This is a genomic window from Azospirillum sp. (assembly GCF_035628975.1).
In the GTDB taxonomy this organism is placed as follows: Bacteria; Pseudomonadota; Alphaproteobacteria; order Azospirillales; family Azospirillaceae; genus Azospirillum.
In genome coordinates this window covers 31,283-45,074 of the sequence record NZ_DASPIS010000067.1, presented here as the reverse complement: position 1 = coordinate 45,074, position 13,792 = coordinate 31,283, and the positions used below count along the sequence as shown (strand labels likewise).

Here is a 13,792-nt window from a genome sequence, read left to right as displayed (position 1 = left end):
GCAATGCCAACCTGCGAAAGCGGCTCCGGCCCTTGGAATCGCGGGGGTTGAACTGGATGGCACGCCGTTTCAGCAGGAATGAAGGCGGCGGAAACTCAAAAATACCCGCAAAATGCCGAATAGTTTCGAGTGTGCTTTGCAAAATGCAACGCGCGACGCGTGCGGAATTGCATTCGGGGAGTCGATCTTGCGTTGTGGCCGACGCCCTGCCGGACCCGACCGCATGGGACGCCCCGCAGCGCGGGCAACTGCGGCTTTCGGACTGCGGCTTTGATGTGTCTGGCCGGTGGCCGCGCCTTGGGATAGTGTCCGACCATCATGACCGACCGAATCATCCACCACATGTGCCGCGCGGACGAGTGGGACGCCGCCCGCCCGGCCGGCAGCTACCCGGGTTCGTCGCAGGATGTCCAGGACGGCTTCATCCATTTCTCCACTGCCGGACAGGTGGTGGAGAGCGCCGCCAAGCATCGCGCCGGCCAGGACGGCCTGCTGCTGCTGACGGTGGACGCCGACCGGCTGGGCGCCGCCCTGCGTTGGGAACCCTCGCGCGGCGGGCAGCTGTTCCCGCACCTCTACGGGCCGCTGCCGGTGGATGCCGTGCTGCGGGTCGACCCGCTGCCGCTGGGGCCGGATGGGCGCCACGTCTTCCCGGCCGGCTTTCCCTTCACCCTCCAGGACCTCGTTCCGTGATCGACCTCTATCCGCTTGCCGGGCCGCTGCTGTTCCGCTTCGACCCCGAGACCGCGCATGGCCTGACCATCAAGGCGCTGAAGACCGGACTGGTCCCACCGGCCCGCGGCAGGGACGAACCGGCGCTGCACACCCGCGTCTGGGGACTGGATTTCTCCAACCCGGTCGGGATGGCCGCCGGCTTCGACAAGAATGCCGAGGTGGTCGACGCCATGCTGAACCTTGGCTTCGGCTTCGTCGAGCCCGGCAGCGTCACCCCGCGGCCCCAGCCCGGCAACCCGCGTCCCCGCCTGTTCCGGCTGGTGGAGCAGCGGGCGGTCATCAACCGCATGGGCTTCAACAACGAAGGGCTGGAAGCCTTCGCCCAGCGGCTGGAGCGCCGCCGCGCCGCCGCCAGGCGCGCGCCCGGCATCGTCGGCGCCAACCTGGGCAAGAACAAGGATACGGCCGACGCCGCCGACGATTACGTGATCGGCGTGCGCCGGCTGGCGCCGCTGGCCGACTATTTGGTCGTCAACGTCTCCTCCCCCAACACGCCGGGCCTGCGCGCGCTGCAAGGCCGGGATCCCCTGCGCGCCCTGCTGGAACGGGTGCTGGAGGCGCGGGCCGCCTGCGGCCTGACCCGCAATCCGCCGCTTCTGCTGAAGATCGCTCCCGACCTGACGGTGGAGGACAAGAGCGACATCGCCGCGGTGGCGCTAGAGTCCGGCATCGACGGGCTGATCGTCTCCAACACCACCATCGCCCGGCCCGACAGCATCCCGGCGGCGATGCGCAGTGAGGCCGGCGGGCTGTCCGGCGCGCCGCTGTTCGAGCCCTCCACCTCCGTCCTGCGCGAGATCTACGCGCTGACCGGCGGCAAGCTGCCGATCGTCGGTGTCGGCGGCGTGGCGACGGGCGAGGACGCCTATGCCAAGATCCGGGCCGGCGCCTCGCTGGTTCAGCTCTATTCGGCGATGGTCTATGCCGGGCCGGCTGTGGTTCACCGCATCCGCCGCGAGTTGGCGGAGTTGCTGCGCCGCGACGGCTTCCGCTCGGTCGCCGAGGCGGTGGGGGCGGATCACCGTTGATCCCGCGATGACCCTGCTGACGCACCTCGTCTATGCGCTGGCTTACCTGATCGCCGGGATCTCGGCCGGTGCCGCTCTGTGGGCTCTGCGCCCGGAGGCCGATCCGCTGGTGTCGTGGATGGCAGGCGCGCTGGTGGTGCTGGCCGGGGCGCTGGTCCATGACGTGGTGACCAGGCTGGAGCGCGAGCGCAAGGCCGCCCGCCGCATCGCCCGCCTGAGCGACCGGGTGGAGGAACTGGCACACCTGCTGGAGCAGCGCCTTGCATCCGATCCCGGCGCCCAGCCCGACGGCGTGCGCTACGACGCCGTGATGCAGGAGGTGAAGCTTCTGCAGTCGCTGGTCGCCCGCCTGACCGAGCGGCGCGCCCCGCGCCCGCCGGCACCCAGCAGCGATCCCGGCGGCAGCCGGCGTCCGGCCGCTATGCCGTCCCCGGCTCCGCAGCCGGCTCCGCCGCCCGCCGCACCCATGGACGACGCCGCGGTGCTGGAGGCGGTTCGCGACGCGCTGAAGGCCGACCGCATCGATGTCTATCTCCAGCCCATCGTCAGCCTTCCCCAGCGCAAGCACCGCTTCTACGAGGTGTTCTCGCGCGTGCGCTCCGCCGATGGTCAGCAGATCATGCCCGATCGCTATCTCGACATCGCCGAGCGCGAGGGGCTGATCGCCACCATCGACAACCTGCAACTGGTCCGCTGCGTCCAGCTGATCCGCGAGACGGAGCGGCGCCAGCACGCCATCGGCTTCTTCGCCAACATCTCCGCCGCGACGCTGGCCGATGCGGAGTTCATGCGCCAGTTCCTGAACATGATGGCGCAGAACCACGCCCTGGTGCCGAAGCTGGTGTTCGAATTGAGCCAGCACGATCTGCGCGCCGGCGGGGCGGTGACGATGGGCATCCTGTCGCAACTGGCGCGACTGGGCTTCCGCTTCTCGATGGATCAGGTGACGGATCTCGCCATCGACGTCGACCGGCTGCTGCGCCACGAGTTCCGCTGCATCAAGCTGGACCGCGCCCTGGTGCTGGATCCCGCCAACGCCGAGCGCATCCGCGACTTGCGCCGCCGCTGCGCCGCCGACGGCATCGACCTGATCGTCGAGAAGATCGAAACGGAGAACCAGCTGGTCGAGGTGCTCGACACCGGCTTCGACTTCGGCCAGGGCTACCTGTTCGGCGAACCGCGGCTGAGCCGGAAGCCGGATTGAGGCGCGCAGGCAAGTGCTTGCCAAGAAACCAATGCCGAGTTGTGGCGGCATTGCAGCGTTGGTCTGTCCACACCCTTGATTTCCGCCACCGCGCTTGACATTCCCCCACGCGGCGATGGAAATTTCGCGTTCCCGGCCCTGTCCGGGCACCCGACGCGGGTGATACGCAACACTAGTAAATGGTGACTTCGGTGACGTCCAACATCGCCATCACGCTGCCCGACGGCAGCGTGCGGGAGTTCGACCGGCCGGTGACGGGGCTCGAGATTGCCCAGTCCATCGGTTCGCGCCTGGCCAAAGATGCGCTTGCCGTCAAGATCGACGGCACGGTGAAGGACCTCACCACCACCGTCACTACCAACGCCAAGATCGAGATCGTCACGCGCAACCACGCCGACGCCCTCGAGGTCATCCGCCACGATGCCGCCCATGTGCTGGCCGACGCGGTGCAGAAACTGTATCCCGGCACGCAGGTCACGATCGGCCCGTCGATCGCCACCGGCTTCTACTATGACTTCGCGCGCGACGAGCCGTTCACGCCCGAGGATCTGGAGAAGATCGAGGCGAAGATGCGCGAGATCGTCGGGGCCGACATCCCGATCATGCGCGAGGTCTGGGACCGCGACGAGGCGGTCGCCTACTTCAAGAATCTCGGCGAGCATTACAAGGCCGAGCTGATCGAGGCGATCCCGCAGGGCGAGCCGGTGTCGATCTACCGCCAGGGCGACTGGCTGGATCTGTGCCGCGGGCCCCACGCCATGACGACGGGCAAGGTCGGGCAGGGCTTCAAGCTGATGAAGGTGGCCGGCGCCTATTGGCGCGGCGACAGCCGCAACCCCATGCTCCAGCGCATCTACGGCACCGCCTGGCGCGACGAGAAGGAGCTGAAGGCCTACCTGCACCAGATCGAGGAGGCGGAGAAGCGCGACCACCGCAAGCTGGGCAAGGAACTGGACCTGTTCCATGTGCAGGAAGAGGCGGTCGGCTCGGTCTTCTGGCATCCGAAGGGCTGGACGCTCTACCAGACGCTGGAAACCTACATCCGCACCAAGCTGAAGGGCGCCGGCTATGTCGAGGTCAAGACGCCGCAGCTGATCGACAGCTCGCTGTTCAAGGCGTCGGGCCACTGGGACATGTATGGCGACAACATGTTCAAGGTGGAGGCCGACGGCGGCGAGAAGCTGCTGGGCATCAAGCCGATGAACTGCCCCGGCCATGTCCAGATTTTCCGCCACGGCCTGCGCTCCTACCGCGACCTGCCGATCCGCATGGCGGAGTTCGGCGCCTGCCACCGCAACGAGCCGTCGGGCGCGCTGCACGGCATCATGCGCGTGCGTGCCTTCACCCAGGACGACGCCCACATCTTCTGCACCGAGGATCAGGTGCAGAGCGAGGCGGCCGAGTATTTCAAGCTGCAGCTCGGCGTCTACAAGGACCTGGGCTTCGACAAGATCTCGGTGAAGCTGGCCCTGCGTCCGGACGTCCGCACCGGCGCCGACGAGCTGTGGGACCGGGCCGAAGGAGCGCTGGCCCAGGCGTTGCGCGACGCCGGGCTGGAGTATGAAGAGTTGCCGGGCGAGGGCGCCTTCTACGGCCCGAAGGTGGAATTCCACCTGACCGACGCCATCGGCCGGACCTGGCAGTGCGGCACGCTGCAGTACGACCCGAACCTGCCGGAGCGACTCGATGCCAGCTATATCGGCGAGGATGGCGCGCGCCATCGGCCGATCATGCTGCACCGGGCGATTCTCGGGTCGATGGAGCGCTTCATCGGCATGCTGATCGAGCATTACGCCGGCAAGTTCCCGCTGTGGCTGTCGCCGGTGCAGGTCACCGTCGCCACCATCACCAGCGAGGCCGACGGCTATGCCGAGGAAGTGGCCAAGCTGCTGAAGCGCAAGGGCCTGCGCGTCGAACTCGACACCCGCAACGAGAAGATCAATCTGAAGGTCCGCGAGCACAGCCTACAGAAGGTTCCCCTGATGCTGGTTGTCGGGAAGCGCGAGGCGGACGAGCGGACGGTCGCGCTCCGCGTGCTGGGCGGCAAGGATCAGGAAATTCTTGCCCTCGACGCCGCCGTGGCTAAACTGGTCGAGGAAGCGAAATCGCCCGCCGGCGAAACCATGACCGACTCGCCGTTTTAACCGACCGCGCGACGCCGCCGGCCGCTCCTTTGGACGGCCGGCCTCTGCGTGGTTTCAGACCATGGAGAAGCGTCCATAGCCAGGATCCCGTCCGAAGCCGCCCCGACCCGCGATGGACCGCGGGTTAACCGGGAGATATCGGCTCGTTCCGTTCGTCTCGTCGGTGCAGATGGCGAGATGATCGGGGTGGTGTCGTTGCGCGATGCTCTGCTGGCTGCCGAGGATGCCGGTCTCGACCTAGTCGAGATCGCTCCCCAGGCGGAACCGCCCGTCTGCAAAATCCTCGACTATGGCAAGTTCAAGTACGAGGCGCAGAAGAAGGCGAACGAAGCCCGCAAGAAGCAGAAGATCATCGAGGTCAAGGAGATCAAGCTCCGGCCGAACATCGATGACAACGACTACGACGTGAAGATGCGCTCGGCGCGCCGTTTCCTCGAGGAAGGCGACAAGGTCAAGGTGACCCTGCGCTTCCGCGGCCGTGAAATGGCGCACCAGGATCTGGGTATGAATGTGCTTGTCCGCGTCCGCGACGAGCTGACCGAACTGGCGAAGGTCGAGCAGATGCCGAAGCTCGAAGGGCGTCAGATGGTCATGGTGCTGGCTCCGCGCTGATGCGGGGTGAGGTTACGGAAAAGGCCCGTCCGGGATGCCGGACGGGCCTTTTTCTTTCGGCGGCTACAACGCTTCAGCGCAGCGGCCGGTCGTCGACGATCACCACATAGCAGGTGTGGCGGGTGTATTTGGCACAGTTGTCCAGGGCGCCGCGGCGGGCGGCGTCCTCGCTGGACATGCCGGACTTCCAGCCGAAGGCGCCGTCCCGCGACACCGCGAAGGCTTTGCGGCCGGCCGCCTCGAGATAGGCGCTGAATTTCGGCCGGTTGGCGTCGGACAGTTCGGGAGGCGGCTCCAGCCTGACTTGCGTGCCGCGCGGTCCTTCCGACGGCGTGGCGGCCATATCGGCACCGGCACCGGCCGGGCGGTCGTTCAGATAGGCGATGCGGCAGCTTTGGCGGGTATGCTTCGCGCAGGTCTCCAGCGCTCCCTTCTGCGCGTCGTCCAAGCTGCGCAGACCGGATTTCCAGCCATAGGCGCCGTCGGGCGACACGGCGAAGGCCTTGTTGCCGCCGGCCTCGACATAGGCGGGGAACTTGGCCCGGTTGGCGGCTGACAGTTCGGGCGGCGGCGCCAGAGCCGGCAGGGACAGCACGATCGGCGTCCTGCGCGGGACCAGTCCGTTCTGCGCCAGGAACCCGTCGACCATCGGTGTCCATTCCGCAATGGCGGCGGTGAAGAAGGAATGCCCATCCTTGCCGTGCGGCGGTGCGGCGATGAACTCGCCCCGGCCACCTTCATGGGTGAAGGCCTCCCACAGGCGGCGGGCGAGGTCGGGGCCGAAGAACAGGTCGTTTTCGGCATAGATCCACAGTGTCGGAACGCGCGAACTGCGGCCCAGCGTGCCGAAGGCGGCGACCAGCCGCTCCTCCCGGCAGACCTCGTTGTCGGCGATGGAGCCGCGCCCGCCGGCGAAGCTGATCGCCGCCTTCAGCCCGGGCGGGGGATCGGCGCTGAGCGCGATGCTGGCAAGCCCGCCGGCCGACACGCCGACCGCGATGATGCGGCCGGGATCGGCATAGGGCTGGGCCGCCACATAGCGGACGGCTTGGCGTAGGTCCTCGGCGCTCTGCCGGGCGGAGTGCAGGTAGTCGGGGTTGTTGCAGGCGCCGGTCGTCTCGCTGTAGGGACCGTCCGATCCGCCATAGCCGCGCCGCATCACCGCCACCGTCGCCCAGCCGCGCCGGGCGAACTCACGGGCTTCCGGCAGATAGCGCAACGGCGTCATCTGCGCCCGCTCCGCCGGGTCGCGCGGCGTGCCATGGCTGATGATCGCGATGGGGTAGGGACCGGGACCGTCCGGCCGCAGCAGCATCGCCTCCAGCGTTGCGGAGGAGCCGTCGGGGAAGCGCGCGGGGATCGACAGCGGCGTCTGCACCAGCCCTTCGGCCAGCGCCGGGCCGCACCACGACAGCATGAACAGCAGGACGATCAGGCGGCGCAGGGTCATGGTGGGCGCAGTCTCCGCAAGGGAAGGGGGCTGCGCTCTTGTACGCCAACTTTGGCTTGGCGTCAGGGGGGAGGTGGGCGGAGTGTCGGCTGACGATGCCCCCACCCTAACCCTCCCCCGCCCTCGGCCGGCCAAAGGCCGGTCCGATCGCGGGAGAGGGGACTGCCGCTGCGTCGCAAACTCCCCCTCTCCTGCCGAAGGCGGGGGAGGGAGGGGGCAACGCTGTCCTACTCCACCCCCTGCCGCGCCACCCGCAGCGCCTCGGCCAGGACCTCGGCGTCGCCGATGTGGTTGGCGAGCAGCAGGATCAGCTTGGCGTTCAGGCGGGTGCTCTGGTCGGGAGTCAGGTCGCGGTGGCTGTCGATCAGCAGCTGGTACACGTCGTCCGGGCTGGCGAAGCGCTGCTCGGTCATCAGTTTGGCCATGGGTGGGCTCCACGAGTTCGAATGTCAGCGGCGGTCAACGGCCGGTGGCGCGGTCCAGCGCGGCGGACAGTGCCTCGGCGTCGAACCGGCGCCAGCGGGCGGCGATGTGCTGGTCGGGGCGGATCAGATAGACGCTGCCGGGCGTCAGGTCGTAGCGCTCGCGCAGGCGGCCGGCGCAGTCCACCAGTTCCCCGGCGATGCCACGCCGCCGCTCGGTCACGGCGTGCCAGGCGAGGGGCAGCGGCCCGGCAGCGAGTCCGTCCAGCGCCTCCGCCACCTCAGCCGGAACCGCCCCGTCACCGGCGGCATAGAGCACGGTGAAGCGGCCGTCCAGCGCCTCCATCAGCCAGCCGGGCTGGCCGTCGCGCTCCACCGGTGCGTCGGTGGCCGGCGCGCCCGGCACCATCTTTCCGGCGAACGTGTCGGCGTCCGGCGTGTTCAACGGGCTGTCTGTGTAGGTGGTCGGCGTGGACAGCCGGCCGGAATTGACCAGCGAGCGGGCGAATGGCTGGTCGACCGCAAGCTCCAGAACGGCGTCGCGGAAGACGCGGCTCATCTCGCTCTTCGGCGTGATGAAGTCGGTGGAGCGGGTGGAGTTCAGGATGTTCTCCTTCGCCGCCGCCACACGTTCGTCGCTGTAGCTGTCCAACAGCGACTCGGGTGCCTTGCCGTCCAGCACCAGCGCCAGCTTCCACACCAGATTGTCGGCGTCGGGCACGCCGCTGTTGGCGCCGCGCGCGCCGAAGGGCGAGACCTGATGCGCCGAATCGCCGGCGAACAGGATGCGGCCATGGCGGAACCGCTCCAGACGGCGGCACTGGAAGGTGTAGACCGACACCCATTCCAGTTCGAACGGCGTGTCGGCGCCCAGCATCGCCTGGACGCGGGGGATGACGCGCTCCGGCTTCTTCTCCTCCTCCGGGTCGGCGTCCCAGCCCAGTTGGAAATCCAGGCGCCAGACATTGTCGGGCTGCATGTGCAGCAGGGCCGACTGCTTGCGGTGGAAGGGCGGGTCGAACCAGAACCAGCGTTCCGCCGGGAAATCGGCCTTCATCACCACGTCGGCGATCAGGAAGCGGTCCTTGAACACCTCGCCCTGGAAGTCCAGCCCCAGCATCTTGCGCACCGACGACTTGGCGCCGTCGCAGGCGATGACCCAATCGGCCTCCACCGCATGGACACCATCGGGTGTTTCGACCTGCAGCACGACGTGGTCGGCCTCCTGCCTGGCGGAAATGACGCGCGACAGCCAGCGCAGGTCGATCAGGTCGCTTTTCCGCGCTTGCGTGACCAGGAAATCCTCCAGGTAATATTGCTGGAGGTTGATGAAGGCGGGGATCTTATGGTCCGGCTCCGGCAGCAGGTCGAACTGGTAGACCATGCGGTCGCCGTTGAAGACCTTGCCGATCTTCCACACCACGCCCTTGTCGATCATGCGCTGGCCGACGCCCAGCCGGTCCCACACCTCCAGCGCGCGCTTGGCATAGCAGACGGCGCGGCTGCCGACGCTGACGGTGTCCTCGGCGTCGAGCACCACCACCGGCACGCCCTTGCGCGCGAAGTCGAGTGCGGCGGTCAGCCCGACCGGGCCGGCGCCGATGACCACCACCGGATGGCGCCGGACGCTGCCGGTGCGCTGTTCCTCCGAGGGTGTGAAGCTGTATTTGGGATAGCTGAAGGTCGCGTGCATTGGGCGTTTCCTCCCCCGGAAACCATGAACGGACGCATTGGCGCGCCGGCTTGTAACGAACCGTTATGGTTGCCAACGATACAGTTTCAAATGATACCAATCAAGCGCTCAACGCGACCGATTTGGAAGCGATACAGGGAAAGCTACTATGACGGAAAATCGGTATCGCGTACAGGGTGCGGCAGTGTAGCCTTACGGCAAAAGACCGGATAGAGACACCGAGGAACGCCGACCATGACCGCACCCACCATCACGCCTACCCTGCCGCGCCCGACCGTCTATGCCATCGACGGGGTGATTCCCGTCATCGATCCGACCGCCTTCGTCCATCCCTCCGCGGTGCTGATCGGCGACGTGGTGGTGGGACCGGGCTGTTATGTCGGCCCCTGCGCCAGCCTGCGCGGCGATTTCGGCCGGATCGTGCTGCAGCGGGGCAGCAACGTTCAGGACAACTGCACGCTCCACGCCTTCCCCGGCCATGACGCCATCGTCGAGGAGGACGGGCATGTCGGGCATGGCGCCGTGCTGCACGGCTGCATCGTCCGCCGCAATGCGCTGGTCGGCATGAATGTGGTGGTGATGGACGGGGCGGAGATCGGCGAGGAGTCCATCGTCGCCGCCATGGCCTTCGTCAAGGCCGGCTTCGTCGTGCCGCCGCGCACGCTGGCCGCCGGCCTGCCGGCCAAGGTGATCCGCGAGTTGCGTCCCGACGAGATCACCTGGAAGTCGGAAGGGACCGACGAATATCAGCGCTTGGCCCGCCGCTCGCTCGCCACCATGGTCGCCTGCGCGCCCCTGGAGGCGGAGGAACCCGGCCGCGGCCGCGTCGATGCCGGCACCAGCCAGCCGCTGCACAAGGTGAAGGGCGGCTGAGCGGCGTTATTCCTCCGCCGGCCCCGCCTGGGCTGTAACCGGTGCCGGGCGGGCGGCGAGCTGGTCGGCACGGGACTGCAGCTTGGACAGCAGGGTGTCGAGCTGCGCCCGCTCGTCGATCGACAGGGCGTCGGTTGCCTCTTCCTCATAGGTCAGGGCCATCGGCACGATCTCCGCATAGATCGCCAGCGCCTTTGGCGTCAGGGTCAGCAGGGCCTTGCGCCGGTCGGTGTCGCCCGATTCGCGCAGGATCAGCGCGGACTCCAGCATCCGGCTGATGGCGCGGCTGACCTGCACCTTGTCCATCGCGGTGCGTTGCGCAATCTCGCCTGCGCTCATGGTTTCGCCGCCGCCCAGCACGGCGATGATCCGCCATTCCGGGATCGTGATGCCGAACCGCTTCTCGTACAGCTTGGCCAGCGTGTGGCTGACCGTGTTGGCCAGCACCGACAGCCGGTAGGGCAGGAAGCGTGTCAGGTGCAGTGCCGGGATGTCGGCCGGTGCGGCTGCGGATTTCGTTGAGGCGGTGCTGGAACGGCGGACGGGCGGCATAGGCGGGGCGTCGTCTGTGATGGAGGGCGCGGTTGCCTCCATCCTGCGCCGGAATTTGGCTCTTGCAACAGTTTCAAACGAAACTAAAATGGCGGCAACGGAACAAGCCTGCCGGTGCCCGTCGCGGACGGCGCCGGCGGCAGTGAAGGGGGAAGCGCCATGAAGAACTGGATTTCGTTTCCGAAGGTCGAGGGCACCGCGTCGCGACAGGCCCATGTCCGGCTTCCCGCCGGCACCTACGAGCGCGAGATGGGGCGCGAGGGCTTCTTCGGCCCGGCGACCCAGATGCACCATGCCCACCCGCCGACCGGCTGGACCAGCTTCGACGGGCCGCTGCGCCCGCGCGCCTTCGACCTGAACCATGTTGATCACATGCCCAACTGCCCGCTGGAGGCGCCGGCCCTGATGGGCAACGGGGCCACCCAGGTCCGGCTGTGGCGCTTCAAGGGCAGGATGGAGCATCTGGTCCGCAACGCCGACGGCGACGACCTGCTGTTCTTCCACCAGGGCGGCGGCCATCTGTTCTGCGACTACGGCCATCTGGAGGTGCGCGAGGGCGACTATGTCGTGCTGCCGCGCAACACCTGCTGGCGGCTGGAGACGGACGAGGCGGTGATGGTGCTGATGGTGGAGGCCACCAACGACGCCTACAAGCTGCCGCACAAGGGACTGGTCGGCACCCACGCCATCTTCGACCCGGCGGTGCTGGACGTTCCGGCGCTGGACGATGCTTTCCAGGCGCAGAAGCACGAGCGCGAGACCCTGGTCCGGGTCAGAAAGCGCGGGCAGATTTGCGCCATGACCTATCCGTTCAATCCGCTGGACGCGGTGGGCTGGCATGGCGACCTCGCCCCGGTACGGTTGAACTGGCGCGACATCCGGCCGCTGATGAGCCACCGCTACCACCTGCCGCCCTCGGCGCACAGCACCTGGATCGCTGGCCGCTTCATCATCTGCACCTTCGTGCCGCGGCCCATCGAGTCGGACCCGGAGGCGCTGAAGCTGCCCTACTACCACTCCAACGAGGATTTCGACGAGGTGCTGTTCTATCACCGCGGCCAGTTCTTCTCGCGCGACAACATCCATCCCGGCATGGTCACCTATCATCCCTCGGGCTTCCCGCACGGGCCGCACCCGAAGGCCTACGAGGTGGCGCAGAAGTTCGAACGCAAGGAGACCGACGAGGTTGCGGTGATGATCGACACCCGCGACCCGCTGGACGTCTATCCGGCGATGGAAGGCGTCGAGTGGGGCGGCTACGCCGACAGCTGGAAGGCGAAATGAGCGGCCACCCGAAACGCGGGACCAAGGCCGCCGGACGCTGAATTCCAAGGAAGGGAAGAGACGAATGAAGCTGGCAAGTTTGAAGACGGGCGGGCGCGACGGCACCCTGGTCGTGGTGTCGCGCGACCTGACCCGCGCCACCCCGGTGCCGGAGATCGCCCGCACCCTCCAGGCGGCGCTGGACGACTGGACGGCGCTGGCGCCGAAGCTGGAGGAGGCCTATCGCGCGCTGAACGCCGATGCGGCGGCCGGCCAACCCTTCGACCCGGCCGGGGCGGCCTCGCCGCTGCCGCGTGCCTACCAGTGGGCGGATGGGTCGGCCTACGTCAACCATGTGGAACTGGTCCGCAAGGCGCGCGGGGCGGAGATGCCGCCCAGCTTCTGGACCGATCCGCTGATGTATCAGGGCTGCTCCGACAGCTTCCTGGCGCCGACCGACCCGATCCCGGCGGCGACCGAGGCCTGGGGCATCGATTTCGAGGCGGAGATCGCCGTCATCACCGGCGACGTGCCGATGGGTGTTTCGGCCGAGGCGGCGCGCGGGCATATCCGGCTGCTGATGCTGGTCAACGATGTCAGCTTGCGCAATCTGATCCCGGCGGAGCTGGGCAAGGGCTTCGGCTTCTTCCAGTCCAAGCCCGCCTCCAGCTTCTCCCCCGTCGCGGTGACGCCGGACGAATTGGACGACGCCTGGGACGGCGGCAAGCTGCACCGGCCGCTGGTGACGACGCTGAACGGCGAGCCGTTCGGCAAGCCGGACGCCGGTGTCGACATGACCTTCGACTTCCCCACCCTGATCGCCCATGCCGCCAAGACCCGCCATCTGGCGGCCGGCAGCATCATCGGGTCGGGTACGGTGTCGAACAAGCTGGACGGCGGCCCCGGCAAGCCGGTCAATGCCGGCGGCGTCGGCTATTCCTGCCTCGCCGAGCTGCGGATGATCGAAACCATAGAGCACGGCGTACCGAAGACTCCCTTCATGCGCTTCGGCGACCGCGTGCGGATCGAGCTGTTCGACGCGGACGGCGCCAGCGTGTTCGGCGCCATCGACCAGCAGGTGGTGCGGTACGAGGGGGCCTGAGGGGATCAGGCGGCGTTCAGGGGGCGCACACGTTCCTTGATCGTCGCCTCTCCCGTCCGGCGGGCGACGCGCAGATCATAGTGCGATTGCAGATTCATCCAGAACTCCGGCTCGATACCGAAATAGGTTCCGAGGCGGAGCGCCGTGTCGGCCGAGATCGACCGGCGTCCGGCCACGATTTCACTGATCCGGTTGGCCGGCACGTCGAGGTCGCGGGCCAGCCGGTTGGCGCTCAACCCGTGCGGAACCATGAACTCTTCCAAGAGGATTTCGCCGGGGGTGATGGGGGCGAGCTGTTCGGTCATCGGATGGTCTCCGTCGGGAAAACCGGTCAGTGATAGTCACAAATCTCAACGTCGTAGGCGTCGCCGTCGCGCCAGACGAAGCATAATCGCCATTGATCGTTGATGCGGATCGAGTGCTGACCTTTACGGTTGCCCTTCAATTCCTCCAAATGATTGCCCGGCGGCACCCGCAAGGCATTCAGCGACGGCGCGGCATCCAATATGACGAGCTTGCGCCGTGCAGCCCGTTCGATGTTCTTCCAGCGGGGGACGACAAACCCCTCATGGAGATCCGCGGTCGTTCTGTCACGAAATGAACGGATCGCCATGGTGCCCGCCAATCCACGTCATGCCCCATTTTTGCGTCATGCTGACTCATTTATGATACGTAGTACGTACTGCGTCAAGTGCTGCGCCGTGCAATGATGGC

At 67.4% G+C, this 13,792-nt stretch carries 14 protein-coding genes; 8 read left to right on the top strand and 6 right to left on the bottom strand.

Annotated features, from left to right (window positions below; all coding sequences use genetic code 11):
• Positions 1 to 318: 318 nt before the first annotated feature.
• The 5 genes from VD964_RS15245 (at position 319) to infC (ending at position 5,723) form a co-directional block, all read left to right on the top strand.
• Positions 319 to 693 carry a DUF952 domain-containing protein gene (locus tag VD964_RS15245; RefSeq protein ID WP_310111826.1) on the top strand — a complete coding sequence of 125 codons (375 nt, stop codon included), beginning with the start codon at positions 319 to 321 and terminating at the stop codon, positions 691 to 693.
• Positions 690 to 1,763, top strand: a complete 1,074-nt coding sequence (locus VD964_RS15240) for a quinone-dependent dihydroorotate dehydrogenase (protein WP_324869406.1) — start codon at positions 690 to 692, stop codon at positions 1,761 to 1,763. The genes VD964_RS15245 and VD964_RS15240 overlap by 4 nt, the downstream gene beginning before the upstream one ends.
• A 7-nt stretch (positions 1,764 to 1,770) precedes the next feature.
• A complete protein-coding gene (locus tag VD964_RS15235; protein ID WP_324869405.1) occupies positions 1,771 to 2,967 on the top strand; it encodes an EAL domain-containing protein in 1,197 nt (398 codons plus the stop codon).
• 179 nt (positions 2,968 to 3,146) lie between these two features.
• Complete coding sequence (gene thrS, locus VD964_RS15230) at positions 3,147 to 5,111, top strand: threonine--tRNA ligase (RefSeq protein WP_324869404.1); 1,965 nt, start codon at positions 3,147 to 3,149, stop codon at positions 5,109 to 5,111.
• 84 nt (positions 5,112 to 5,195) lie between these two features.
• A complete protein-coding gene (gene infC / locus VD964_RS15225; RefSeq protein ID WP_149222470.1) occupies positions 5,196 to 5,723 on the top strand; it encodes a translation initiation factor IF-3 in 528 nt (175 codons plus the stop codon).
• 73 nt (positions 5,724 to 5,796) lie between these two features.
• Here the strand turns inward: infC and VD964_RS15220 are convergent, their stop codons facing one another.
• The 3 genes from VD964_RS15220 to VD964_RS15210 all read right to left on the bottom strand — a co-directional run bounded on the left by VD964_RS15220 (position 5,797) and on the right by VD964_RS15210 (position 9,288).
• Positions 5,797 to 7,173: a CocE/NonD family hydrolase gene (locus VD964_RS15220; protein ID WP_324869403.1), complete on the bottom strand. Its 1,377-nt coding sequence runs from the start codon at positions 7,171 to 7,173 to the stop codon at positions 5,797 to 5,799.
• 227 nt (positions 7,174 to 7,400) lie between these two features.
• Positions 7,401 to 7,598: a DUF2783 domain-containing protein gene (locus tag VD964_RS15215; RefSeq protein ID WP_014248756.1), complete on the bottom strand. Its 198-nt coding sequence runs from the start codon at positions 7,596 to 7,598 to the stop codon at positions 7,401 to 7,403.
• Between the two features lie 34 nt (positions 7,599 to 7,632).
• Positions 7,633 to 9,288: an FAD-dependent oxidoreductase gene (locus VD964_RS15210; RefSeq protein WP_324869402.1), complete on the bottom strand. Its 1,656-nt coding sequence runs from the start codon at positions 9,286 to 9,288 to the stop codon at positions 7,633 to 7,635.
• A gap of 234 nt (positions 9,289 to 9,522) precedes the next feature.
• On the opposite strand from VD964_RS15210, the gene VD964_RS15205 reads away from it, so the two are divergent.
• Entirely contained in the window at positions 9,523 to 10,161 is a 639-nt protein-coding gene (locus VD964_RS15205; protein WP_324869401.1) for a transferase hexapeptide repeat family protein, read from the top strand.
• A 6-nt stretch (positions 10,162 to 10,167) separates the two neighbouring features.
• Here the strand turns inward: VD964_RS15205 and VD964_RS15200 are convergent, their stop codons facing one another.
• Positions 10,168 to 10,713, bottom strand: a complete 546-nt coding sequence (locus tag VD964_RS15200; protein WP_324869400.1) for a MarR family winged helix-turn-helix transcriptional regulator — start codon at positions 10,711 to 10,713, stop codon at positions 10,168 to 10,170.
• Between the two features lie 159 nt (positions 10,714 to 10,872).
• Between VD964_RS15200 and VD964_RS15195 the strand changes: the two genes are divergently transcribed.
• Positions 10,873 to 11,997, top strand: coding sequence for a homogentisate 1,2-dioxygenase (locus VD964_RS15195; protein ID WP_324869399.1), 1,125 nt, complete (start codon positions 10,873 to 10,875; stop codon positions 11,995 to 11,997).
• A gap of 64 nt (positions 11,998 to 12,061) precedes the next feature.
• On the top strand, positions 12,062 to 13,078 hold the full coding sequence (locus tag VD964_RS15190; RefSeq protein WP_324869398.1) for a fumarylacetoacetate hydrolase family protein: 1,017 nt from the start codon (positions 12,062 to 12,064) through the stop codon (positions 13,076 to 13,078).
• A 5-nt stretch (positions 13,079 to 13,083) separates the two neighbouring features.
• Here the strand turns inward: VD964_RS15190 and VD964_RS15185 are convergent, their stop codons facing one another.
• Both VD964_RS15185 and VD964_RS15180 read right to left on the bottom strand, forming a co-directional pair.
• Positions 13,084 to 13,383: a HigA family addiction module antitoxin gene (locus VD964_RS15185; protein WP_324869397.1), complete on the bottom strand. Its 300-nt coding sequence runs from the start codon at positions 13,381 to 13,383 to the stop codon at positions 13,084 to 13,086.
• 26 nt (positions 13,384 to 13,409) lie between these two features.
• The gene (locus VD964_RS15180) at positions 13,410 to 13,691 is read right to left on the bottom strand and encodes a type II toxin-antitoxin system RelE/ParE family toxin (RefSeq protein WP_324869396.1); all 282 of its coding nucleotides are present in this window, start codon (positions 13,689 to 13,691) and stop codon (positions 13,410 to 13,412) included.
• Positions 13,692 to 13,792: the final 101 nt, after the last annotated feature.